The 22,795-nt window shown below is 73.5% G+C and carries 17 protein-coding genes; 13 read left to right on the forward strand and 4 right to left on the reverse strand.

Going from position 1 to position 22,795, the window contains the following annotated elements:
• Nucleotides 1–35 precede the first annotated feature (35 nt).
• Nucleotides 36–1,043 carry a MerR family transcriptional regulator gene (locus ACQZOG_RS25220; protein ID WP_193455728.1) on the forward strand — a complete coding sequence of 336 codons (1,008 nt, stop codon included), beginning with the start codon at nt 36–38 and terminating at the stop codon, nt 1,041–1,043.
• A 49-nt stretch (nt 1,044–1,092) separates the two neighbouring features.
• Here the strand turns inward: ACQZOG_RS25220 and ACQZOG_RS25225 are convergent, their stop codons facing one another.
• Entirely contained in the window at nt 1,093–2,058 is a 966-nt protein-coding gene (locus tag ACQZOG_RS25225) for a glycoside hydrolase family 6 protein (RefSeq protein ID WP_430741830.1), read from the reverse strand.
• A gap of 556 nt (nt 2,059–2,614) precedes the next feature.
• Between ACQZOG_RS25225 and pcaC the strand changes: the two genes are divergently transcribed.
• The 4 genes from pcaC (at nt 2,615) to ACQZOG_RS25245 (ending at nt 5,935) form a co-directional block, all read left to right on the forward strand.
• A complete protein-coding gene (pcaC, locus tag ACQZOG_RS25230; RefSeq protein ID WP_430741831.1) occupies nt 2,615–3,919 on the forward strand; it encodes a 4-carboxymuconolactone decarboxylase in 1,305 nt (434 codons plus the stop codon).
• Nucleotides 3,920–3,952: 33 nt separating this feature from the next.
• Nucleotides 3,953–4,588, forward strand: coding sequence for an MBL fold metallo-hydrolase (locus ACQZOG_RS25235; protein ID WP_037642496.1), 636 nt, complete (start codon nt 3,953–3,955; stop codon nt 4,586–4,588).
• Between the two features lie 85 nt (nt 4,589–4,673).
• Nucleotides 4,674–5,453, forward strand: a complete 780-nt coding sequence (locus ACQZOG_RS25240) for an exodeoxyribonuclease III (protein ID WP_033273815.1) — start codon at nt 4,674–4,676, stop codon at nt 5,451–5,453.
• Nucleotides 5,454–5,527: 74 nt separating this feature from the next.
• Complete coding sequence (locus ACQZOG_RS25245; protein WP_397664292.1) at nt 5,528–5,935, forward strand: DUF6278 family protein; 408 nt, start codon at nt 5,528–5,530, stop codon at nt 5,933–5,935.
• A gap of 1,511 nt (nt 5,936–7,446) precedes the next feature.
• Here the strand turns inward: ACQZOG_RS25245 and ACQZOG_RS25250 are convergent.
• Nucleotides 7,447–8,226: a hypothetical protein gene (locus ACQZOG_RS25250; protein ID WP_033273813.1), complete on the reverse strand. Its 780-nt coding sequence runs from the start codon at nt 8,224–8,226 to the stop codon at nt 7,447–7,449.
• Nucleotides 8,227–8,380: 154 nt separating this feature from the next.
• On the opposite strand from ACQZOG_RS25250, the gene ggt reads away from it, so the two are divergent.
• Nucleotides 8,381–10,198 carry a gamma-glutamyltransferase gene (gene ggt / locus ACQZOG_RS25255; RefSeq protein ID WP_354793701.1) on the forward strand — a complete coding sequence of 606 codons (1,818 nt, stop codon included), beginning with the start codon at nt 8,381–8,383 and terminating at the stop codon, nt 10,196–10,198.
• A 63-nt stretch (nt 10,199–10,261) separates the two neighbouring features.
• Here ggt and ACQZOG_RS25260 read toward each other — a convergent pair whose 3' ends face one another.
• The gene (locus ACQZOG_RS25260) at nt 10,262–12,790 is read right to left on the reverse strand and encodes an ATP-dependent Clp protease ATP-binding subunit (protein ID WP_033274141.1); all 2,529 of its coding nucleotides are present in this window, start codon (nt 12,788–12,790) and stop codon (nt 10,262–10,264) included.
• 162 nt (nt 12,791–12,952) lie between these two features.
• Nucleotides 12,953–13,723 (reverse strand): type I methionyl aminopeptidase, encoded by a 771-nt coding sequence (gene map, locus ACQZOG_RS25265; RefSeq protein WP_430741832.1) that lies wholly within the window; start codon nt 13,721–13,723, stop codon nt 12,953–12,955.
• 33 nt (nt 13,724–13,756) lie between these two features.
• Here map and ACQZOG_RS25270 point away from each other — a divergent pair, with 33 nt between their 5' ends.
• The 7 genes from ACQZOG_RS25270 (at nt 13,757) to hydA (ending at nt 22,786) form a co-directional block, all read left to right on the forward strand.
• Nucleotides 13,757–14,044, forward strand: a complete 288-nt coding sequence (locus tag ACQZOG_RS25270) for a helix-turn-helix domain-containing protein (protein ID WP_387759585.1) — start codon at nt 13,757–13,759, stop codon at nt 14,042–14,044.
• Between the two features lie 1,606 nt (nt 14,045–15,650).
• A complete protein-coding gene (locus tag ACQZOG_RS25275; protein ID WP_359518157.1) occupies nt 15,651–16,415 on the forward strand; it encodes a hypothetical protein in 765 nt (254 codons plus the stop codon).
• 172 nt (nt 16,416–16,587) lie between these two features.
• Nucleotides 16,588–17,430: a nitrilase-related carbon-nitrogen hydrolase gene (locus ACQZOG_RS25280; protein ID WP_033273809.1), complete on the forward strand. Its 843-nt coding sequence runs from the start codon at nt 16,588–16,590 to the stop codon at nt 17,428–17,430.
• Complete coding sequence (locus ACQZOG_RS25285; RefSeq protein WP_430741833.1) at nt 17,427–18,713, forward strand: aspartate aminotransferase family protein; 1,287 nt, start codon at nt 17,427–17,429, stop codon at nt 18,711–18,713. The genes ACQZOG_RS25280 and ACQZOG_RS25285 overlap by 4 nt, the downstream gene beginning before the upstream one ends.
• A gap of 26 nt (nt 18,714–18,739) precedes the next feature.
• The gene (locus ACQZOG_RS25290) at nt 18,740–20,299 is read left to right on the forward strand and encodes a PucR family transcriptional regulator (protein ID WP_380825303.1); all 1,560 of its coding nucleotides are present in this window, start codon (nt 18,740–18,742) and stop codon (nt 20,297–20,299) included.
• 155 nt (nt 20,300–20,454) lie between these two features.
• The gene (locus ACQZOG_RS25295; protein WP_058917284.1) at nt 20,455–21,297 is read left to right on the forward strand and encodes a nitrilase-related carbon-nitrogen hydrolase; all 843 of its coding nucleotides are present in this window, start codon (nt 20,455–20,457) and stop codon (nt 21,295–21,297) included.
• Nucleotides 21,298–21,382: 85 nt separating this feature from the next.
• Nucleotides 21,383–22,786, forward strand: a complete 1,404-nt coding sequence (gene hydA / locus ACQZOG_RS25300) for a dihydropyrimidinase (RefSeq protein ID WP_430741834.1) — start codon at nt 21,383–21,385, stop codon at nt 22,784–22,786.
• Nucleotides 22,787–22,795 lie beyond the last annotated feature (9 nt).

The following is a 22,795-nucleotide window of genomic DNA, read 5'->3' on the forward strand; positions in this document are numbered from 1 at the left end:
CGTCGTTTGTGCGTCGTAAGGCGTACGGTGGGTGCATGAGCGAGAGCAGGGAAGCCGAGGGCACGGAAGCGGCCGTGCCCGGTGGCGGGCTGACCACCGGCGAGGTGGCGCGCCGCCTGGGCGTGGCCCCCACCACGGTCCGCACGTGGGACCACCGCTACGGTCTCGGCCCCGCCCGCCACACCGGTGGCCGGCACCGCCGCTGGACGCCGGAGGACGTGGCGCGCCTGGAGCGGATGTGCGCGCTGACGGCGACGGGCATCCCCCCGGCGGAGGCGGCACGGCTGGCCCGCGAGACGCAGGCTCCCGCACCCGCGGCCGTCCCGGAGCCGACCGCGCCCCCGCGCCGGGCGCCCGCGCGGGAGGCCGCCCCCGCCTCCCGCGCGGGCAGCGGCCTCCGCCTCGGTGACGCCCGCCAGGAGTGCAAGGGCATCGCCCGCGCCGCCCTCCGCCTCGACGCGGCCGCACTGGACCGTCTACTGCTGGACGCGATACGGGACCACGGTCTGATCGCGGCCTGGACGGAGGTGATCGTGCCGACGCTGCAGGCGGTGGGGCGCAAGTGGGAGTCGTCGGGGGAGCGGTACGTGGAGGTGGAGCACTTCCTGTCCTGGCACGTCTCCGGCGCCCTGCGCCGCGCCGCGCCGGACACGGTTCCCGACCGCCCGGGCGCGACGACGGTCCTGGCGTGCGTGCCGGGGGAGAACCACACGCTCGCGCTGGAGGTCCTGTCGGCCGCCCTGTCCGAACGGGGCATCCCGGTACGGATGTTCGGCGGCGCGCTCCCCGTGGAGTCCCTGATCGCGGCGGTCCGCAGGACGGGCCCGGCAGCGATCGCCCTGTGGGCCCAGTCCCGCACGACGGCGAGCCGCCCCCTGGCCCAGCACGTGGCGGCGATGGAGTGGGGCGTGCGAGGTGCCCGCCGCAGCCCTCTGGTCCTCACCCTCGGCCCCGGCTGGTCGGGCCGCCCCGTCCCGGGGACGGCCCGACCGTACGGTCTGGCGGACACGGTGCAGGCATTGGCAGGCCTGGCGTCCCGCTGACCACCGGGCAGGGCAGGCCGCGCCGACGAGCGGGCGGCGGGTGTCCGGCTCAGTAGCCGTAGATCATCTTGTAGGCGACCTCGGGGAGGAACTGGCCGGCCGTGGAGCCGTTCCCGACGCCGCAGTTGCCGTCGGACTCGCCGGGGGCCTTGATCCACAGGAGCATCTCGGCGCCTCCGCCCACCTGGGTGGCCGTGCCGATGCGGCGCCCGGCGGGGTTGCACCACTCGCCGTTGGAGCCGTTGCCGTTGCGGCTGGTGTCGACGACGAACGGCTTGGTGTAGCCGTAGCGGTTGGCCAGCTCGCTGTTGATGGCGTTGCCGTAGGCGGTGTTCTCGGCGGTGGTGATGTAGTTGGAGACGTTGAGCGAGAAGCCGTGGGCCTGTCGGACGCCGGCTTCGTGGAGCCGCCGGGCCATGGTCGCCGCGTCGGCCCAGCGCGGGTTCCCGGCGTCCATGTAGACCCAGGTGTTGGGGGCCTGGCGGCTGAACTCGGTGAGGGCGCCGCTCAGCATGGCCTCGCGTTCGTCGATCTGCGCCTGGGTCATGCAGCCGTAGTCCCCGAGGGAGTCCGGTTCGAGGATGACGACGGCCGGGCGGGACGCGATGCCTCCGGCGAACTGGGCGATCCAGTCGGCGTACGCGGACGGCGAGGCGGCTCCGCCCGCGGAGTGCCCGCCGCAGTAGTCGCGGTTGTAGATGTTGTAGGCGACGAGGAGGGGCAACTTGTCCTGTTGGTCGGCCGCTCCGACGTAGGCGCCCGTCGCGGTGCCGATGGTGCCGCTCCAGGAGCCGAACCAGCGGGCCATCGGCGTGTTGGCGATGGCGGCGTTGATCGCGGCGGCCCGGCCGTCGCCCGGGTTGTCGGCCGCCCACCGTCTCGCGCTGGAGTCGGGGTCCACGTAGAAGCCGTTGGTCATGGTGGTGGGGTCGGCCGCCTGGGCCGGGGGTGCGGCGGCGAACGCCAGCGGCAGAGCACAGAGTGCTGCCATCAGGGTGCGGAGTCTGCGGCTCAAAACAGTACCTCGGTCTCGGAGGAGGCGTGCTTTGGGAGCGCTCCCATTGGAAGCGGTTTCCATCGTCGAGGCGGTGTGGACGGAGTGTCAATAGACGGTGCGGCGGCGGGATTTCACAGCGGACGCGGCCGGGTTCACGGTCCGGACGACCCTCGCCGGGCGGACGAGCGGAGGTGCTGACATGGCCGGCCCGGTCTCCGGTATCCGTCAGGCGTCAGCGGACAGCGAAGGAGATATCGAACGCGCTCCGGTGGACCCGCGGGTGAGCGGCGCACGGCCCGCCCTGCGGCGTGCGACAACGGCTCCCCCGTGCAAGCGGATCGTGCAGGCTCCGTGAATGTGTGATGACCACACACCGGGTTCAACGCGCCGAAACGCGGTTCGAACACACGTGTTTCGGTCGTATCGGTAGCCGCGGGATGAAGCGTGCGCCGGATGCGCCCCGCCCGGATCCATTAGGGTTCCGCAGTGCCGGACGGGGTGTTGCGTGCAGGTGGGGGCCGTCGGATCTTCCCCCGGCCTCGGAGATTTCGTACGACGTGAGAGGGTCTGACGGGTGAGCGAGACACCACCGAACACCCTGCAATACCGCTTCGACGGGCCGGAGGAAGCTCCGGTTCTGATCCTCGGACCGTCCCTCGGTACCACCTGGCACATGTGGGACCGGCAGGTCCCCGAGCTGACGAAGCAGTGGCGGGTGTTCCGCTTCGACCTCCCGGGACACGGCGGCGCCCCCGCCCACCCCGCGGCCTCCGTCGGCGACCTCGCCACGCGGCTGCTCGCCACCCTGGAGGGTCTCGGCGTCCACCGGTTCGGGTACGCCGGCTGCGCGCTCGGCGGCGCCGTCGGCATCGAGCTGGCGCTGCGCCATCCGGAGCGCCTCGCGTCCCTCGCGCTGATCGCCGCCTCGCCCCGCTTCGGCACCGCCGACGAGTTCCGCCAGCGCGGCGTGATCGTGCGCACCAACGGCCTCGACCCCATCGCCCGGTCGGCGCCCGATCGCTGGTTCACGGGCGGGTTCGCCGCCGCCCAGCCCGCGATCACCGAGTGGGCCGTGCAGATGGTGCGCACCACCGACCCCGGCTGCTACATCGCCGCCTGCGAGGCCCTCGCCTCCTTCGACGTCCGGGCGGGCCTCGGCAGCGTCGGCGTGCCCACCCTCGTGCTCGTCGGCTCCGAGGACCAGGTCACCGGGCCCGCCGAGGCCCGCACCCTGGTCGCCGGCATCCCCGACGCTCGCCTCGCCGTCGTGCCCGGCGCCAGCCACCTCGTGCCGGTGGAGCAGCCCGCCGCCGTCACCGACCTGCTGGTCCGGCACTTCTCCACCGCCTGGCAGCCGCTCCCCGAGACCACCACCGGCCATGTCGTGCTGCCCGCCGCCGCGCCCCGGCCGCCGCAGGCGCCGGCCGTCGCCCCGCCGCAGCCCACGCCCGTCGCCGAGATCGCCCCGGCCGCCGTGCCCGCGCAGGTGCAGGGCCCCCCGGACACGTACGACACCGGCATCAAGGTCCGCCGGGAGGTGCTGGGCGACGCGCACGTCGACCGCATCCTGGAGCGGACCGACGCCTTCTCGGAGGACTTCCAGCAGCTCGTCACCCGGTACGCGTGGGGCGAGGTCTGGGACCGCCCGGGACTCGACCGCCGCACCCGCAGCTGCGTCACCCTCACCGCCCTCGTCGCGGGCGGCCACCTCGACGAACTCGCCGTGCACACCCGGGCCGCCCTGCGCAACGGGCTCACCCCGGACGAGATCAAGGAGGTGCTGCTCCAGGCGGCCGTCTACTGCGGCGTCCCCGCGGCCAGCGGCGCCTTCCGCGTGGCGCAGCAGGTCATCCGCGAGGAGACCACCCCGCCGGAGTGAGCCCGCTCCGCACCCCGGATGCAGGATGGAGCCATGAAGCTCACCAAGATGTCGCACTCCTGCGTCCGGCTGGAGAAGGACGGACGCGTCCTCGTCGTCGACCCCGGAGGGTTCAGCGAGGAGGACGCCGCCGTCGGCGCCGACGCCGTGCTGGTCACCCACGAGCACCCGGACCACTTCGACGAGGGCCGGCTGCGCACGGCCATGGAGGCCAACCCGTCCGCCGAGATCTGGACGCTGAAGGCCGTGGCGGACCAGATCTCCGCCGCGTTCCCGGGCCGCGTGCACACCGTCGGCCACGGCGACACCTTCACCGCCGCCGGCTTCGACGTCCAGGCGCACGGCGAGCTGCACGCGGTGATCCACCCGGACATCCCCCGCATCACCAACGTCGGCTACCTCGTCGACGGCGGCAAACTGTTCCACCCGGGCGACGCGCTCACCGTCCCCGACCGGCCGGTCGAGACGCTGATGCTGCCCGTCATGGCCCCCTGGAACAAGATCTCCGAGGTCATCGACTACGTCCGCGAGGTCCGCCCGCAGCGCGCCTACGACATCCACGACGCCCTGCTCACCGACCTCGCCCGCCCGATCTACGACCGCCAGATCGGTGCCCTCGGCGGCTCCGAGCACCTGCGCCTCGCCCCCCGGGACGCGGTCCGGCTCTGAGCCCTCGATGACGTGCGGCGGCGCCCGTCCCCGGGCCACGGCCGCCGGCGGCACGTTGTCACAGGCGGCGGGTAGGTTGTGAGGCATGCGCATCGCGACCTGGAACGTGAACTCGATCACCGCCCGCCTGCCGAGGCTCCTGGCCTGGCTGGAGAGCAGCGGCACGGACGTGCTGTGCCTCCAGGAGGCCAAGGTCGCCGAGGCCCAGTTCCCGGTGGAGCAGCTGCGTGAGCTGGGCTACGAGGCGGCGGTCCACGCCACCGGCCGGTGGAACGGCGTGGCGGTGCTCTCCCGCGTCGGCCTGGAGGACGTCGTCAAGGGCCTCCCCGGCGACCCGGGGTACGACGGCTCCGAGGAGCCCCGCGCGGTCTCCGCGACGTGCGGCCCGGTGCGCGTCTGGTCGGTCTACGTGCCGAACGGCCGCGAGGTGGAGCACCCGCACTACGCGTACAAGCTCCAGTGGCTGGAGGCCCTGAAGGCTGCCGTCGCGGGCGACGCGGCGGGCGACCGCCCGTTCGCCGTCCTCGGCGACTACAACATCGCGCCGACCGACGACGACGTGTGGGACCGTGCCGTCTTCGAGGGCTCCACGCACGTCACCCCCGCCGAGCGCGCCGCCCTCGCCTCCCTGCGCGAGACGGGCCTGACCGACGTGGTCCCGCGCCCCCTCAAGTACGACCACCCGTTCACGTACTGGGACTACCGTCAGCTCGGCTTCCCCAAGAACCGCGGCATGCGCATCGACCTGGTCTACGGCAACGAGCCGTTCGCCAAGGCCGTCACCGACTCCTACGTCGACCGTGAGGAGCGCAAGGGCAAGGGCGCGTCGGACCACGCCCCGGTGGTCGTCGACCTGGACGTGTGACGGGGGCCGGCCCGGCGTCGGCGGACCCCGCGCGCCTGTGGTGCGCGGGGCGGTTCGAATGACAGGCTGGCAGTATGAGGATCCCGTTCCTGGGCAAGCGGCGCCAGAAGGACGAACTCCCCGGCCCGGAAGGGCTCGCGGAACTCCTCGCCGAGTGCGCGCTGTTGCGCTCCCAGGCGGAGCGGGAAGGCGTCCGGCTTGACGACGGACCGGCCTCGCTGGAGGCCCTCGACCAGCTGGTTCCGCGCTGGCGGGACGACGAGGACACCTCCGAATGGCTGGGGAACGACGCCGGGTTGTACCTGGGCACCGTGGTCGTCCGCACCGTCGAGGGCGCCGCCTGGGACCTCCGTCCCGACGGACAGCCGGTCGTACGGCTCGCCGGGGGACGGGAGTTCGACGTCGTCGACGCGGGACACCGGTGGGCGGCCGATGGGGCGCCCGAACTGTCGCAGTGGTACGCGGAGGTCGCGGAAGGGTGAGGTACGCGCCCCTGCGCGCGCCCCATCACCCGCCGTAAATACGGCTTATGCCCGGAAAGTGCGTGTCGCGTCGTCCTGGCGATCTTGCCCGGATACGTTGCGGCGGTCACCATGACGTACGGAAACTCGTCCGCCCGGACCTCGACTACGATGTTTCCTCCGTCCCGGTGGGGGAGGAGACTTCGCGGCGTAAGCGGGGACGCCGCCGCCGGGAGGGGACCGCCCGCCCAGCCGGGGCGGCGGATCACACAGGCCGGTCCCGTCCGGCGGCAGCCGGAGATCACTGCTCCCGGCGGCAGCGACCGAGCCACGGTCGCCCGCAGGTGAGGAGAAGGTCAGCTGCGCGCCGGACGGGTGGTGCCGCCCAGCCCCCTGCGGGGGCCGCTGTCGCTCCGGAGGCGCGCCCCCGGATACGTGGGACGACGTGAGCGCACCGGTCTGTCGGGCCCGCCCGACGCGGCCCACGCGCCTCGACCGGCCCTACGGGCAGGGACCGCGCCTTGGGCGCCGCGCACACCCGCTGTCCCGAGCCCGACGCGGGACGTCGTCAGTCCCCGCGCACACCGCGGCCGTTACGGGTTCCCAGGACACATGCCCCCTCCCCGCAGGGCGTTCCAGGCGCGGATGCCTGGGTTCCGCCGGCGGGCCGTCCGGGGCGCGTCCGCTCGGCCCGCCGCGCTGGGTATTTCTTGGAGGCGTGGGCGCGGGAGTCCGTCCGCAGCGACTCTGGAAGCGGTGGACGCCTCGCCTTCGCCCGCAGGGTGTGCCAGGCGCGGATGCCTGCATTTCGCCCGCGTGGCCGTCCGGGGCGCGTCCGCTCGGCCCGCCGCGCTGGGTATCTCTTGGAGGCGTGGGCGCGGGAGTCCGTCCGCAGCGACTCTGGAAGCGGCGGACGCCTCGCCTTCGCCCGCAGGGTGTGCCAGGCGCGGATGCCTGCATTTCGCCCGCGTGGCCGTCCGGGGCGCGTCCGCTCGGCCCGCCGCGCTGGGTATCTCTTGGAGGCGTGGGCGCGGGAGTCCGTCCGCAGCGACTCTGGAAGCGGCGGACGCCTCGCCTCCGCCCGCAGGGTGTGCCAGGCGCGGATGCCTAGGTTTTCGCCCGCGTGGCCGTCCGAGGCGCGCCCGCTCGGCCCGCCGCGCTGGGCATCCCGTGGAGTCCTGGGCGCGTGAGCCCGGCCGCAACAACTCCCCGAGCGGCGAACGCCCAGCTTCCGCCCCACCGGGCGTCTCCTGAGGCTCGGGCGCCTGAGTCCGTCCGTAACGTTTCCCGGAGCGCACACGCCGTCGGTCCCGCCCGCGGGGCCCTCCGAGGCGCGCCCGCCCGGCCCGTCCGGCTGGGCACCCGTGAAGGCAGGCCTCTGAGTCCGCCCGCAGCAACTCCCAGAGTGGCGTACGTCTAGGCTGCGCCCACCGGGCGTCTCCCGAGGCGTAGGCGCCCGATCCCGCTCGGAGCGTCTCCCGAGGCGGAAACGCCCCCGGGCGCTCGCGGGGTGACCCGCGAAAGCGGGTCCCTCACTCCGCCCGGTGGGACTTCCTCTGCGGCTTCGTCTGCGTCGCCGGCTCCGGAGCCGGCGGCAGCGCGCTCTGGGCCGGCTTGGTGACGTCCGCGACCAGTTCCACCACGTCCGGGCCGTACGCCTGCGAGTTGACGACCTTCAGCAACAGGACGAACGAGCCCGACCCGTACTTGCGGGCCAGCCGCTCGTGGTTGCGGGCGAGGTAACGCGTCGCCGCCTGGTTGGTGATCGCCCGCTGCCCGCAGAACAGGAACACCGGCCGCGTCTCCCGGCGTTCACCCGCCGTCAGCCGCGCCAGCAGCACGTACTCGGTGATGCCCGGCTCCATGCGGTACAGGTCGGCGCCTATCCGGAAGGCGCCGCGGTCCGGACCCGGCTCCGGGTCGATGTTGACCCGCACCCCGGGCAGCATCGCCGCCATGTGGGCGACCATCCGCCGGTTCGACCCCGGCCCGCCCACGCAGAACTCCGTCCGCTCACCGAATCCCTGGTGCGCCGCGTCCTGCGTGACCACCTGGACGTGCGCCCCGCAGTCCTTGACCAGCGCGGACAGTTCGAGCAGCGCGAACACGTCGAAGCGGTGCACCGCCGGTTCCGCCGTCGCCGGGTCGCGGTTGACGACGAGCAACGACTCGGAGTTGTCGGGAAGTCCGAAGAAGGCCTGCTTACGCCGGAGCTTGCGCTTCCAGAGGTAGGTACGGGCGATCCAGCCCAGGCTGGCGCTGATGCCCGCGGCCACCAGGCCCAGCACGATGTTCCGCACGTCGTCATTCATGGGCGGGCATGCTAGCGGTCCCGGGCGCACCCGTGTTCGACACCCCGTGCGGGCGGACGCCCCGACCGCGCCCGGCGGCACGCCCGTACGGCCTCCCTGACGCGGGCATGGCGGCGAACTAAGCTGCCCGGACGGCCCTTTACTGGAGGTGCGGATGCGTCGCCCTGTCGCACGGAAATTCGCGGTCCTCGCGGTCACCACCGCCGTCGTCTCGGTGGGAGCGGCCGCGCCGCCCACCCCCCACGGCGAGAAAGCCCCCCACTCCCGTCCGGCGCCCAAGACACCGGTGGCCGTCGGCCATGGCGGTGCCGTCTCCAGCGTCGACCCCGACGCCACCGCCGCCGGCATCGAGGTGCTGCGCAAGGGCGGCAACGCCGTCGACGCCGCCGTGGCCACGGCCGCCGCGCTCGGCGTCACCGAGCCCTACTCGGCCGGCGTCGGCGGAGGCGGCTACTTCGTCCACTACGACGCCCGGTCCCGCACCGTGCACACCCTCGACGGCCGCGAGACCGCCCCGCTCACCGCCGACTCCGGCCTCTTCCTGGAGGACGGCGCGCCGATCCCGTTCGCCGAGGCGGTCAGCAGCGGACTGTCCGTCGGCACGCCCGGCACCCCCGCGACCTGGCAGCGCGCGCTCGACACGTGGGGCACGAGAAGCCTCGGCACGGTCCTGCGGCCCGCCGAACGCCTCGCCCGCGACGGCTTCACCGTCGACGCGACCTTCCGCGCGCAGACCGCCGCCAACGAGACCCGCTTCCGGTACTTCCCCGACACCGCCGAACTGTTCCTGCCGGGCGGCGAACTCCCCGCCGTCGGCTCCACGTTCAAGAACCCCGACCTGGCCCGCACCTACCGCGAGCTGAGCCGCAAGGGCGTCGACGCCCTGTACCGGGGTGACATCGCCCGCGACATCGTGAACACGGTCAACAGGCCGCCCGTGGACCCGGCGTCCGGCTGGAACGCGCGCCCCGGTGACCTGACCCGACGCGACCTCGCGACCTACCGCACGAAGCTCCAGGCGCCGTCGAAGACCTCCTACCGCGGACTCGGCGTCTACTCCATGGCGCCCTCGTCCTCCGGCGGCACGACGGTCGGGGAGGTCCTCAACATCCTGGAGCGCACGGACCTGTCCAAGGCGAGCGACGTGCGTTACCTGCACCGCTTCATCGAGGCGAGCCGCATCGCGTTCGCCGACCGGGGCCGGTGGGTCGGCGACCCCGCCTTCGAGGACGTACCGACGAAGGGACTGCTGTCACAGCGGTTCGCGGACTCCCGCGCCTGCCTGATCAAGGACGACGCCGTCCTCACCAGCCCCGTCGCCCCCGGCGACCCACGCGATCCGGCGCCGTGCGCCACGGGCGGTACGGCCGCGCCGACGACGTACGAGGGCGAGAGCACCACGCATCTCACCACCGCCGACCGGTGGGGCAACGTCGTCTCCTACACGCTCACCATCGAGCAGACCGGCGGCAGCGGCATCACCGTGCCCGGACACGGCTTCCTGCTCAACAACGAGCTGACCGACTTCTCGTTCGCCCCCGCCAACCCGGCCGTCCACGACCCGAACCTGCCCGGCCCCGGCAAGCGGCCCCGCTCGTCCATGGCGCCGACGATCGTCCTCGACGCGCACGACCGCCCGGTGGTGGCGCTCGGCTCGCCCGGCGGCGCGACCATCATCACCACCGTGCTGCAGACCCTGACCAACTTCCTCGACCGCGGCCTGCCCCTCGTCGACGCGATCGCCGCACCCCGCGCCAGCCAGCGCAACGCCGCGCAGACCGAACTCGAACCCGGCCTGTACGACAGCGGGCTGAGGCAGCGCCTGGAGGCGATCGGGCACTCCTTCCGGGAGAACCCGGAGATCGGCGCGACCACCGCCGTGCAGCGGCTTCCCGGCGGCGCCTGGCTCGCGGCGGCGGAGAAGGTCCGCCGGGGCGGCGGCTCGGCGATGGTGGTCCACCCCCGTCGGTGACCGCTCACGGCCCGCGGCCCGGCACCCCCGCGAGGGATGCCGGGCCGCGTCGCGCGCGGGGGGTCACAGCTCCGGCGCCGGCGTCTCCTGCGTGCGGAAGACCAGACGGCCGTCCTGCGCGTCCACCGTCACCCGGCCGCCCTCCCGCACACGGCCGTCCAGCAGCAGCCGGGACAGCTGGTTGTCGACCTCTCGCTGGATGGTGCGGCGCAACGGCCGCGCGCCGTACTCCGGTTCGTAGCCCCGCTCGGCGAGCCAGTCCACGGCCGCGTCGGTGAAGTCGGCGGTGATGTCCTGCCCCTTCAGGCGGCGACGCGTGCTCTCCAGCAGCAGGTCGGTGATCTGCCGCAGCTCCTCGGGGGTGAGCTGGCGGAACACCACGATCTCGTCGATTCGGTTGAGGAACTCGGGCCGGAAATGCTCCCGCAGCGGCCGCAGGATCTGCTCCCGCCGCGCCTCCTCGTCGGCCTCCGCGCCGCCGGTCGCGAAGCCCAGGGTGGCGCCGCGCCGGGTGATGACCTCCGAACCGAGGTTGCTGGTCATCACGATCACGCTGTTGGTGAAGTCCACCGTGCGGCCCTGCGAGTCGGTCAGCCGGCCGTCGTCCAGCACCTGGAGCAGGATGTTGAAGACGTCCGGGTGGGCCTTCTCCACCTCGTCGAGCAGCAGCAGCGAGTACGGGTGCCGGCGCACCACCTCGGTGAGCTGTCCCGCCTCCTCGTGGCCCACGTAGCCGGGCGGGGCGCCCACCAGCCGGCTCACCGTGTGCCGCTCCTGGTACTCGCTCATGTCGAGCCGCACCATCCTGTCCTCGCTGCCGAACAGCGCCTCGGCGAGCGCCCGCGCCAGCTCCGTCTTGCCGACGCCCGTCGGGCCGAGGAACAGGAAGCTGCCGATCGGCCGGTCCGGGCTGGACAGGCCCGCGCGGGAGCGGAGCACGGCGTCCGAGACGACCCGTACGGCCTCCTCCTGGCCCACGACCCGCTGGTGCAGGTGCTGCTCCAAGCCCAGCAGGCGGTCCTTCTCCTCCTCGGTGAGCCGGCTGACCGGGATGCCCGTCTGCCGGGCCACCACCTCGGCGATCGCCTCGGCGTCCACCCACAGGCTCTGGCCCTCGTCCACCTGGTCCTCGCCGCCGGCCCGCGCGATGCGCTCCTTCAGCTCGGTGATGCGGTCGCGCAACTGCATCGCCTGCTCGTACTGCTCGTCGGCGACCGCCTGGTCCTTGTCACAGGTGAGCTGCTCGACCTCACGCTCCATCGCGCGGACGTCGGTGCCCTTGGTGCGCGCCCGCAGCCGCACCCGGGCGCCCGCCTGGTCGATCAGGTCGATCGCCTTGTCCGGCAGCCTGCGGTCGCTGAGATAGCGGTCGGACAGCTCCACGGCGGCCACGAGCGCCTCGTCGGTGTAGCGGACCTGGTGGTGCGCCTCGTAGCGGTCCCGCAGGCCACGCAGGATCTCGATCGCGTCCACGGGCGTCGGCTCCGGCACCAGGATCGGCTGGAAGCGGCGGGCCAGCGCCGCGTCCTTCTCGATCCGCCGGTACTCCTCCAGCGTCGTCGCGCCGACGATGTTCAGCTCGCCGCGCGCCAGAGCCGGCTTGAGGATGTTGCCGGCGTCCATCGAGCCGCCCTCGCCGCCGCCTCCCGCGCCGACGACGGTGTGCAGCTCGTCGATGAACACGATCAGCTGGTCGGAGTGGGCGCGGATCTCGTCGACGAGGTTGTTCATCCGCTCCTCGAAGTCGCCCCGGTAGCGGGTACCGGCGACGACGCCGGTCAGGTCCAGCGCGACCACACGGCGGCCGAGCAGGATGTCGGGGACGTCCCCCTCGGCGATCCGCTGCGCCAGCCCTTCCACGACGGCGGTCTTGCCGACACCCGCGTCGCCGATCAGCACGGGGTTGTTCTTGCCGCGGCGGGACAGCACCTCGACGGTCTGCTCGATCTCCGTGTCCCGCCCGATCACCGGGTCGATGCGGCCCTCCCGGGCCAGCGCGGTCAGATCACGGCCGTACTTGTCCAGGGTCGGGGTGTTGCTGGACGGCCGGGGCCGCTCCTGGCGCGGCTGCTGGGCCTCCGGCGCCTCGGACGGGCCGGACGGGGCGAACCTCGCCGCGTTCAGGATGTGCCCCGCCGCCGAGTCCGGGTTCGCGGCGAGGGCGCTGAGCACGTGCTCGGGGCCGATGTAACCGGCGCCGCTCGCCCGGGCCATCTCGTGCGCGTCCAGCAGCGCCCGTTTCACGGCGGGCGTCAGCGACAGCGAGGTCGGCGGGGGCGCCTCGTCGGGCGGGTGCTGCACGGGCCCCGACCGGTCGTCGATCTGGGACGCCAGCGAGTCCGGGTCCGCGCCCGCGCGGGTGAGCAGACTCCGGGTCGGCTCGGCGGACAACGCGGCACGCAGCAGGTGCTGGGTGTCCAGGTCACGGCTGCCGTGCTCGGCCGCGTACTGGGCGGCGCCGCGCACGAGTTCACGGGCGGGCTGGCTCAGAAGCCTGCCGATGTCGATCTGGCGAGGGCGCTGCCCGCCGAAGAAGCGGGCGAGGAATTCTGCGAACGGGTCACCCTCCGGGCCGACGAAACCATTCGTCATCGTCATCCGTTCCTTCGCTGGGTCGACGTGCCGGGCCCGGGTAACCCGGTCGGGGCGCGCTCATGCCCACGATGACACGTTCGGTCCGGGCGGGCATGTCCAGGTTTGTGGCACCCGGCGTGCCCGCCCCCGCCGCTGCTCCGTCCCGCGCCGTCAGCGCCCTCAGTCCCGCGCCGTCAGCACCCGCGGCCCCGCCTCGGTGATCGCGACCGTGTGTTCCGTGTGGGCCGCGCGGGAGCCGTCCGTGGTGCGGAGGGTCCAGCCGTCCGGGTCGGTGCGGTAGGCGTCCCCGCCGCCGGCGATCAGCATCGGCTCGATCGCCAGGACCATGCCGTGCCGCAGCGGCATCCCGCGACCTGGACGGCCCTCGTTCGGCACCGGCGGGTCCTCGTGCATGCGGCGGCCGATGCCGTGGCCGCCGTAGTCCTCCATGATCCCGTAGCCCGCCCCGCGGCACACCGAGCCGATGGCGTGCGCGATGTCGCCCATGCGGTTGCCGACCACGGCCGCCTCGATGCCCGCCGCGAGCGCCCGCTCGGCCGTCTCGATCAGGCGGGTGTCCGCGGGCCGCGCGGCGCCCACGACGAAGCTGATCGCCGAGTCGCCCGCCCAGCCGCCCCGCTGGGCGCCGCAGTCGACGGACAGGAGGTCGCCGTCGCGCAGCCGGTACCGGGACGGGATGCCGTGCACGATCGCGTCGTTCACGGACGCGCAGATGGCGGCCGGGAAGGGGGTCGGCGCGAAGGTGGGCCGGTATCCCAGGAACGGCGACGTCGCGCCGGCCGCGTCCAGCACCTCTCTCGCCACCTCGTCCAGCTCCAGCAGGGAGACGCCCACGTCGGCGGCCTTCCGCACGGCCGTCAGCGCCTGGGCCACGACCTGGCCCGTCTCGTACATGGCATCGATCGATGCGTCGGTCTTCAGCTCCACCATGCCAATTACTATACCGGTATTAGAATGGGTGTCATGGTGCGCACCCCCTTGACCCCCGAAGAGCGCGAACGCGGCGAGCGGCTCGGCAGGCTGCTGCGCGAGGCGCGCGGAGCCCGCAGCATGACCGACGTCGCCGCGAGCGCCGGACTCTCCGCGGAGACCCTCCGCAAGATCGAGACGGGGCGGGCGCCGACCCCCGCGTTCTTCACCGTGGCCGCGCTGGCCGGGGTGCTCGGCCTGTCCATGGACGAGCTGATCGGCCGCTGCGCGCCCGAGGCCGCGGACGTGCCGGGCACCCCGGACGCGTCGATCGCCGCCTAGCGCGACGTCACCGCGCCGCGCCCGGCTCCCGCACCCCGCCGGAAAACTCTCCGTAGCCTCGGTGTAACACGCCGGGTGTTATCTACGGAGTCGAGTACTCCGGGACTGGCGGGAGTTGGCTATGGCTGCGGAGCAACTCCCGGACGGCGTCCGGGAGTTCACGGACCACCTACGGGGTCTGCTGGCGCGTCTGGACCGGTACGCGGGCTGGTGCCTGGTGTTCTGGCAGCGTGACCCCGAGGGCATGCGGGCGTGCCTCGAAGGGCGGGAACCGCCGCCGTGGGACGTGGTGGAGTCACTGCTCCAGGACCTCGCCGCCGCGCACGGCCCCTCGGCCGCCGAGGCCGAGCTGTCGCGGGCGCGTTTACTGCACGCCGAGGCGACGGCCGCGTTCGACGCGCGGCCCGGCGCCCGGCAGACGCTGAGCGACCGCCTCGACGTGATGCTCCGCGAGCAACGGTACGCGGCGGACCGCCGCGCCGACCTGACGCGCCGCCTCGCCGCCGCGGCGACCCACGCGGAGGCGGAGGCCCTCGGCAACGACCTCGCCTGGGCCGAGGACGACCACCGCCGCGCGACTTCCCGCTGCGCGGAACTCACCGCCAGAATGGCGGCCCTCGACGAACGCACGCAGGGACCGGGCTCCCTGCACGCCCAGGTCCGCTGGGCGGCCCGCCCCACGGCGGAGACCCCTAAGGCCCCGGGATCGCAGGGCTTGCACACGACCCCCACGAGGCAGGGCGACGCCCCATCGCCCGCACACCGCCACGCAGGCACCGGCCCGCACGCGGGTCCGGACGGCCGGGGCGTCACCCAGTCACCGGGCCCCGCTCGGACACCGAGCGCGCCACAGGCGGGGCCGACCCGCGAGCAGTACCGCCCGTCACCGGCCCCGGACCACCGGCACGCTATGGATGACGGCCCGGCCCCGGTTACGCAGGGACGCGGTCCCGCCCGGACGCCGGGCGGTCCTCAGACAGGCCTCGCCCGCGAGGAAAGCCTCCCGGCTCCAGTACCGGACCAATGGAACGGGGACAGCGCCCCGACCTCCGCTCCGGACGGCCGAGGTGCCGCCCCCGCACCGGGCGCGCCGCAGGCGGGTCCTGTCCGCCGGGGCCACGGCCCGGCCCCGGATCGGCTCGCGGGTGGCGGCCCGCACTCGGCCCGGGACGGCCGTGGCCCTGCCGTCGCGCGGGAGGGCGCCCCGGCTCCGGTAGCGGACCAGTGGAACGGTGGCAGTGTCCCGACGTCCGCTCCGGACGGCCGAGGGGCCGCCCAGGCTTCCGGTGCGTCGCAGACAGGGCCCTTCCGCCAGGGGCACGGCCCGGCACCGGCACACCGGCCCGTGGGTGGCAGCCCGCGTCCGGTCGGGGACGGCCGTGGCTCCGCCCCGGCACCGGGCGCGCCCCAGGCGGGGCCGGGCCGCGACGAAGCCGCCCACCTTCACGGCCGGTCCCCGGCCCCCGGCAGTCGGCGCCCCGTGCCGGAGACCCCGGCCGCGACCGGTCGGCACCCGCTCGCGGCAGCGGAGTCGCACCCGCCGTCGCACAGCCACCCCCCGCCCCCCGACCCCGTCCCTCCCGAGCTGCGCGCGGCGCAACAGCACGTGCCCGCGCCCGCACCCGCCGAGGAGGCGCGCCCCGCGCCGGCCCGTAAGCGGCGCCGCGGGGGCGCCCGGTTCGCCGGGGTGGAGGACGGCGGGGCGGCGCCCCTCGTCGCGCCGGTCGCCGCCGTGCCGGAGCTGCCCGTCGCCGCCACCGCCGCCCGCGGCGCACGGTTCGCCGGGGCCGCCGCGGAGACGGAGACCGAGGAGCGGCCCCAGGAGGGACGGGCCGGCGCGGAGGACCTCCGCGAGGTCGCCCACCTCGTGCGGACCCTGACCCGCCTGCGCCGCGAGGGCCGCAGCGGCGACGCGCACGTCCTGCTGAACGAGGCCGCGTACTGGCCCGCCGTACGGTTCCCGCTGCTCGCGGGGGAGATGGAGCGGGCCGGGCTCGCCGCCGACTGGGCGACCCTGCTGTGGGAGGCGGCCGCGACGCTGCCCGCCGAGCGTCTCGTCGCCGCCGCCGACGCGCTCGGCGCGGGGGGCCGCGCGGAGGACGGCGAGCAGATCCTGCGGCAGGGCGTCGTCCGCCCGGCCGCCGAGATCGGGCACGCCGCCCTCGCCCTCGCCGACGGCACCCGCCACCGCGAGCTGCGCGCCCTGCTGGACGCCTGTGTCCGGATGCGCACCCCGCAGGACGCCGCCCGTACGGCCGCACCGGATCCGGGACGCCTGGTGCCGCTGCTGCTGACGGCCGCCCGGGGCGTGTCCGAGGAACGGCACTGGGACGTCCTGCACGCCCTGCGTGTCGCGGGACTGGCCGCCTGACCGGGGGCCGGCGGCCCGGCCCACTCACCCACAGGGGTGTCAATCACGATCGACTCCACGGGCCGCACGACGATGGTCTTGGCAAGGCCGTCCGAGAGGCTTACGTTCGTCCCTCTACGGCCGTCTCTACGGGCGTAGAGGCGCTGACGTCGCGTCGAAGGAGCAGCAGCTCATGCCCAACGTCGTAACCGCCGCCCTGGTCCAGGCCACCTGGACCGGCGACACCGAGTCCATGCTGGCGAAACACGAGGAGCACGCCCGCGAGGCGGCCCGGCGGGGCGCGAAGGTCATCGGGTTCCAGGAGGTGTTCAACGCCCCCTACTTCTGCCAGGTCCAGGACGCCGAGCACTACCGCTGGGCCGAGGCGGTCCCCGACGGCCCGACCGTGCGCCGGATGCGGGACCTGGCCCGCGAGACCGGCATGGTCGTCGTCGCCCCCGTCTTCGAGGTCGAGCAGTCCGGCCACTACTACAACACGGCCGCCGTGATCGACGCCGACGGCACCTACCTCGGCAAGTACCGCAAGCACCACATCCCGCAGGTGAAGGGGTTCTGGGAGAAGTTCTACTTCCGCCCGGGCAACCTCGGCTGGCCCGTCTTCGACACCGCCGTCGGCCGGGTCGGCGTCTACATCTGCTACGACCGGCACTTCCCCGAGGGCTGGCGGCAACTGGGGCTCAACGGCGCCCAGTTGGTGTACAACCCGTCGGCCACGCACCGCGGCCTCTCGGCGTACCTCTGGCAGCTGGAGCAGCCCGCGGCCGCCGTCGCCAACGAGTACTTCGTCGCCGCCATCAACCGCGTCGGCGTCGAGGAGTACGGCGACAACGACTTCTACGGCACCAGCTACTTCGTCGACCCGCGCGGCCGGTTCGTCGGCGACACCGCGAGCGACAGCAAGGAGGAACTGGTGGTCCGGGACCTCGACTTCGACCTCATCGACGAGGTGCGGCAGCAGTGGGCCTTCTACCGCGACCGCCGCCCCGACGCCTACGAAGGGCTGGTGCTCCCGTGAACGACGACCTGCTCGGCCGCCACCGCGCCGTCCTCCCCGACTGGCTGGCCCTCTACTACGACCGGCCCCTGGAGATCACCCACGGCGAGGGACGTCACGTCTGGGACGCCCAGGGCAACCGCTACCTGGACTTCTTCGGCGGCATCCTCACCACCATGACCGCCCACGCCCTGCCCGAGGTCACCAAGGCGGTGACCGAACAGGCCGGGCGGATCATCCACTCCTCCACCCTCTACCTGAACCGGCCGATGGTGGACCTCGCCGAACGGATCGCCCAGCTCAGCGGCATCCCCGACGCCCGCGTCTTCTTCACCACCTCCGGCACCGAGGCCAACGACACCGCGCTGCTGCTCGCCACCACCTACCGGCGCAGCAACACGATCCTGGCGATGCGCAACAGCTACCACGGCCGCTCCTTCAGCTCCGTCGGCATCACCGGCAACCGCGGCTGGTCCCCGACCTCGCTCTCCCCGCTGCAGACGCTGTACGTGCACGGCGGGGTCCGCGGCCGGGGCCCGTTCGCCGAGCTCGACGACTACGACTACGTCGCCGCCTGCGTCGACGACCTCAAGGACCTCCTCGGGCACACCCGCCCGCCCGCCGCGCTGATCGCCGAGCCGATCCAGGGAGTCGGCGGCTTCACCTCACCGCCCGACGGCCTCTACGCCGCGTTCCGCGAGGTGCTGCACGAGCGGGGCGTGCTGTGGATCTCCGACGAGGTGCAGACCGGCTGGGGCCGCACCGGCGAGCACTTCTGGGGCTGGCAGGCACACGCCCGCAGCGGCCCGCCCGACATGCTGACCTTCGCCAAGGGCATCGGCAACGGCATGTCCATCGGCGGCGTCGTCGCCCGCGCCGAGATCATGAACTGCCTGGACGCCAACAGCATCTCCACGTTCGGCGGCACCCAGATCACCATGGCGGCGGGCCTCGCCAACCTCAACTACCTGCTGGAGCACGACCTCCAGGGCAACGCGCGCCGCGTCGGCGGTCTGCTCATCGAGCGGCTGCGGGCCGCCGCCGCCCACGTCCCCGCCGTACGGGAGGTACGCGGACGGGGCCTGATGATCGGCATCGAGCTGACGAAGCCCGGCACCGACGAGGCCGACCCCGCCGCCGCGTCCGCCGTCCTGGAGGCCGCCCGCGCCGGCGGTCTGCTCATCGGCAAGGGCGGCGGCCACGACACCAGCGCCCTGCGCGTCGCGCCGCCGCTCTCCCTCAACGTCGCGGAGGCCGAGGAGGGCGCCGCGATCCTCGAGGACGCCCTGAGGAGCATCCAGTAGCCCGACACCCACCGGAGGACGCCGCCATGACCACCTGGGAGCCACCGGCACCGGCCCTCTCGGTCCGGCAGGTCCTCGCCCTGGAGCGGGTCCTCGCCGGGGAGCCCGAGGTAGTGGCCGGCGCCGGCCGGCTGGACCGGCCGGTGCGCTGGGTGCACGTCGCCGAGGCGGCCGACGTCGGCGTGATGCTCAGCGGCGGGGAGATGGTGCTCACCACCGGGGTGCTGCTCGCCGGCGACGAACACAAGCAGACCGAGTACGTCCGCTCCCTGCACCGCGCCGAGGCGTCCGCCGTGGTCCTCGGTCTCGGCCGGGCGTTCCCGTCCCCGCCCGAGGCCATGCGGCGGGCGGCGGAACGCTGCCAGCTGCCGCTTGTCGTGCTCCACCGCCCCTTCCCCTTCGCCCAGTTGACCGAGGAGGTGCAGTCCCGGCTGGTGCGGCGGAAGTTCGCCGCCGTCAGCCTCTCGGAGGCGGTCCGCACCGAACTCACCGCCCTGATCACCGGCGGCGCCCCGCTGCAACAGCTGCTCGACGAGATCGCCCGGCACAGCGGCTGCCCCGTCGTCGTCACCAACCTCGCCCACCGCGTCCTCGGCACGGCGGGGGAGCGGTCCGCCGTCGACGACGTGCTGCGCGACTGGGAGCGCATCGCCCGGCAGGCGGGCCGCACCGAGGGCGACGGCTGGATCCGCGCGGAACTGGACGGGCGGGGCGAGCCCTGGGGCCGGCTCGTGCTGTGCGGCTACCGCGGGGACACCGAGACCGGACGCCTCCTCGCCGACCGGGCCGCCGAGGCGCTCGTCCTGCACCGCATGCTCGGCGGCGCCGGCTGCTCGTGGGAGGAGCAGTCAGCCCTCAGCCTGCTCACCGACCTGGTCGGCGGCGCCGTACCGGCCCGGCACCTGCTGCCGCGCGCCCGCGCCGCCGGACTCCCCGTCAACCGGCGCACGTTCGTGCCGCTCGTGGTGCGCGGACGCCGGGCCGCCTCCCTGGACCGGACCCTGCGGCTGCTCGGCCTGCCCGGCATCGCGGGCGAGGTGTCCGCCACCGCGACCGCCGTGCTGCTCAGCCTCGCCCGCGACCAGGACGCCGAGGCGCTCACCGCGCACTTCGCGGCCCGGCTGCGCGCCGAACCGGCCGACGGGCACGTCGTGGTGGCGGCCGCCGCCGCCCGCACCTCCTTCGACGACGTGCCCGCCGGGCTGCGTGAGGCCCGGCACGTCGCCGACGCGGTCACGGACGACGCGGCCGCCCTCGACCTGCCGCCCGTGGTACGGCTGCGGGACGTCCATCTGCGCGGCCTGGTGCGGCTGTTGCGCGACGAGCCGCAGGTGCAGTCGTTCGCCGAACGGGAGCTGGCCGGGCTGCTCCGCGACCCCGGCGAGGACCTGCTGCCCGTGCTGCGCACGTACCTGGCGACCGGCCGCAACAAGTCACGGACCGCGCAGCTGCACCACGTGTCCCGGCCGGCGCTGTACCGCCGGCTGGAGGCGATACAGGCGCGCCTGGGGGTGGACCTGGACGACTTCGAACAGGCCGCCTCGCTGCACATCGCACTCCTCGCGCACGACGCGCAACAACGCTGAAACGAGCGACTACCTGCGGCAACGGCGGTGACACATGGGATCGTCGGCGGATGACACGGTGACACGGCGCACCCCGGCAGACGTGACACGGTGCCACTCAAAGCGCGCTCGTCCGCTTCCTAGGCTCACTGCACACCGAGCGACCGGAGGTCCCGATGAGCCGAGTGATCCGAGCCGCCGTCTTCCAGACCGCCTGGACGGGCGACAAGGAATCGATGATCCAGGTCCACGAGCAGGCCGCGCGCGACGCGGCCGCGCAGGGCGCTCATGTGCTGTGCTTCCAGGAGCTGTTCTACGGACCGTACTTCTGCCAGGTGCAGGACCCCGCCTTCTACCAGTACGCCGAACGCATCCCCGACGGACCGGTCGTCGAGCGCTTCCAGCGGCTCGCCCGGGAACTGAACCTCGTCCTGGTGCTGCCGATGTACGAGGAGGAGCAGCCCGGCGTCCTCTACAACACGGCCGCCGTGATCGACGCGGACGGCTCCTACCTGGGCAAGTACCGCAAGACCCACATCCCGCAGGTCAAGGGGTTCTGGGAAAAGTTCTACTTCCGCCCCGGCAACAGCGGCTGGCCCGTCTTCGACACCAAGGCCGGCCGGATCGGCGTCTACATCTGCTACGACCGCCACTTCCCCGAGGGCTGGCGCGCGCTCGGACTGGCGGGCGCGGAGGTCGTGTTCAACCCGTCGGCCACCTCACGCGGCCTGTCCGGCTACCTCTGGCAGCTGGAGCAGCCGGCGGCGGCCGTCGCCAACGAGTACTTCGTGGGCGCCATCAACCGGGTGGGCGTCGAGGAGTACGGCGACAACGACTTCTACGGCACGAGCTACTTCGTCGACCCGGAGGCCCGCTTCGTCGGCGAGGTCGCGAGCGACAAGGAGACCGAACTGGTCGTCCGCGACCTGGACCTGGCCAAACTCCGAGAGGTCCGAGACCGCTGGCAGTTCTACCGCGACCGCAACCCGTCGGCCTACGGCCCCCTGACAACTCCGTAAGCGACAACACCCTTGAGGGGCGCGGGGAACTGCGCGAGAAACCACGACGAACCCGCACATACTCACCAGGAGGAGCGACCCGGACATGAGCACCCGCACACTCATCCGCGGCGGACTCGTCATCACCGCCTCCGACGAAACCCACGCAGACATCCTCATGGAAGACGGCCGCATCGCGGCCCTGGCCGCCTCCCACACCCCCGCCGCCGAAGCCCTCACCGCCGAACGGACCGTCGACGCCACCGGCAAGTACGTCATCCCGGGCGGCGTGGACGCGCACACCCACATGGAGATGCCGTTCGGCGGCACCTTCGCCGCCGACACCTTCGAGACGGGCACGCGGGCCGCCGCGTGGGGCGGCACCACCACGATCGTCGACTTCGCCGTGCAGAGCGTCGGCCGCGGCCTGCGCGAGGGCCTGGACGCCTGGCACACGAAGGCGGAGGGCAACTGCGCGATCGACTACGCGTTCCACATGATCGTCTCGGACGTGAACGAGGACACCCTCAAGGAGATGGATCTCCTGGTCGAAGAGGGGGTGACCTCGTTCAAGCAGTTCATGGCCTACCCCGGCGTCTTCTACTCCGACGACGGCCAGATCCTCCGCGCCATGCAGCGCGCCGCCGACAACGGCGGCCTCATCATGATGCACGCCGAGAACGGCATCGCCATCGACGTCCTCGTCGAGCAGGCCCTCGCCCGCGGCGAGACCGACCCCCGCTTCCACGGCGAGGTCCGCAAGGCCCTGCTGGAGGCGGAGGCCACCCACCGCGCCATCCGGCTCGCGCAGGTCGCCGGCGCCCCGCTCTACGTGGTGCACGTCTCCGCCACCGAGGCGGTCGCCGAACTCGCCCGCGCCCGCGACGACGGGCTGCCCGTCTTCGGCGAGACCTGCCCCCAGTACCTGTTCCTGTCCACCGACAACCTCGCCGAGCCGGACTTCGAGGGCGCCAAGTACGTGTGCAGCACGCCCTTGCGCCCCAAGGAGCACCAGGCGGCGCTCTGGCGGGGGCTGCGCACCAACGACCTCCAGGTGGTCTCCACCGACCACTGCCCCTTCTGCTTCAGCGGCCAGAAGGAGCTCGGCCGCGGCGACTTCTCCAAGATCCCCAACGGGCTGCCGGGGGTGGAGAACCGTATGGACCTGCTCCACCAGGCGGTCCTCGACGGGCACATCAGCCGCCGCCGCTGGATCGAGATCGCCTGCGCCACCCCGGCGCGGATGTTCGGCCTGTACCCGAAGAAGGGCACCATCGCGCCGGGCGCCGACGCCGACGTCGTCATCTACGACCCGGCGGCCGAGCAGGTCATTTCCGCCGACACGCACCACATGAACGTCGACTACTCGGCGTACGAGGGCAAGCGGGTCACCGGCCGCGTCGAGACCGTGTTCTCGCGCGGGGTGCCGGTCGTCACCGACCGGAAGTACACCGGGCACGCCGGACACGGCGCCTACACCCCGCGTTCCACCTGTCAGTACCTCACCTAGGAGCGGAGC

Origin of the sequence: Streptomyces sp. P13-3-3 (assembly GCF_050571355.1) — a bacterium.
Classification (GTDB): domain Bacteria; phylum Actinomycetota; class Actinomycetes; order Streptomycetales; family Streptomycetaceae; genus Streptomyces; species Streptomyces althioticus.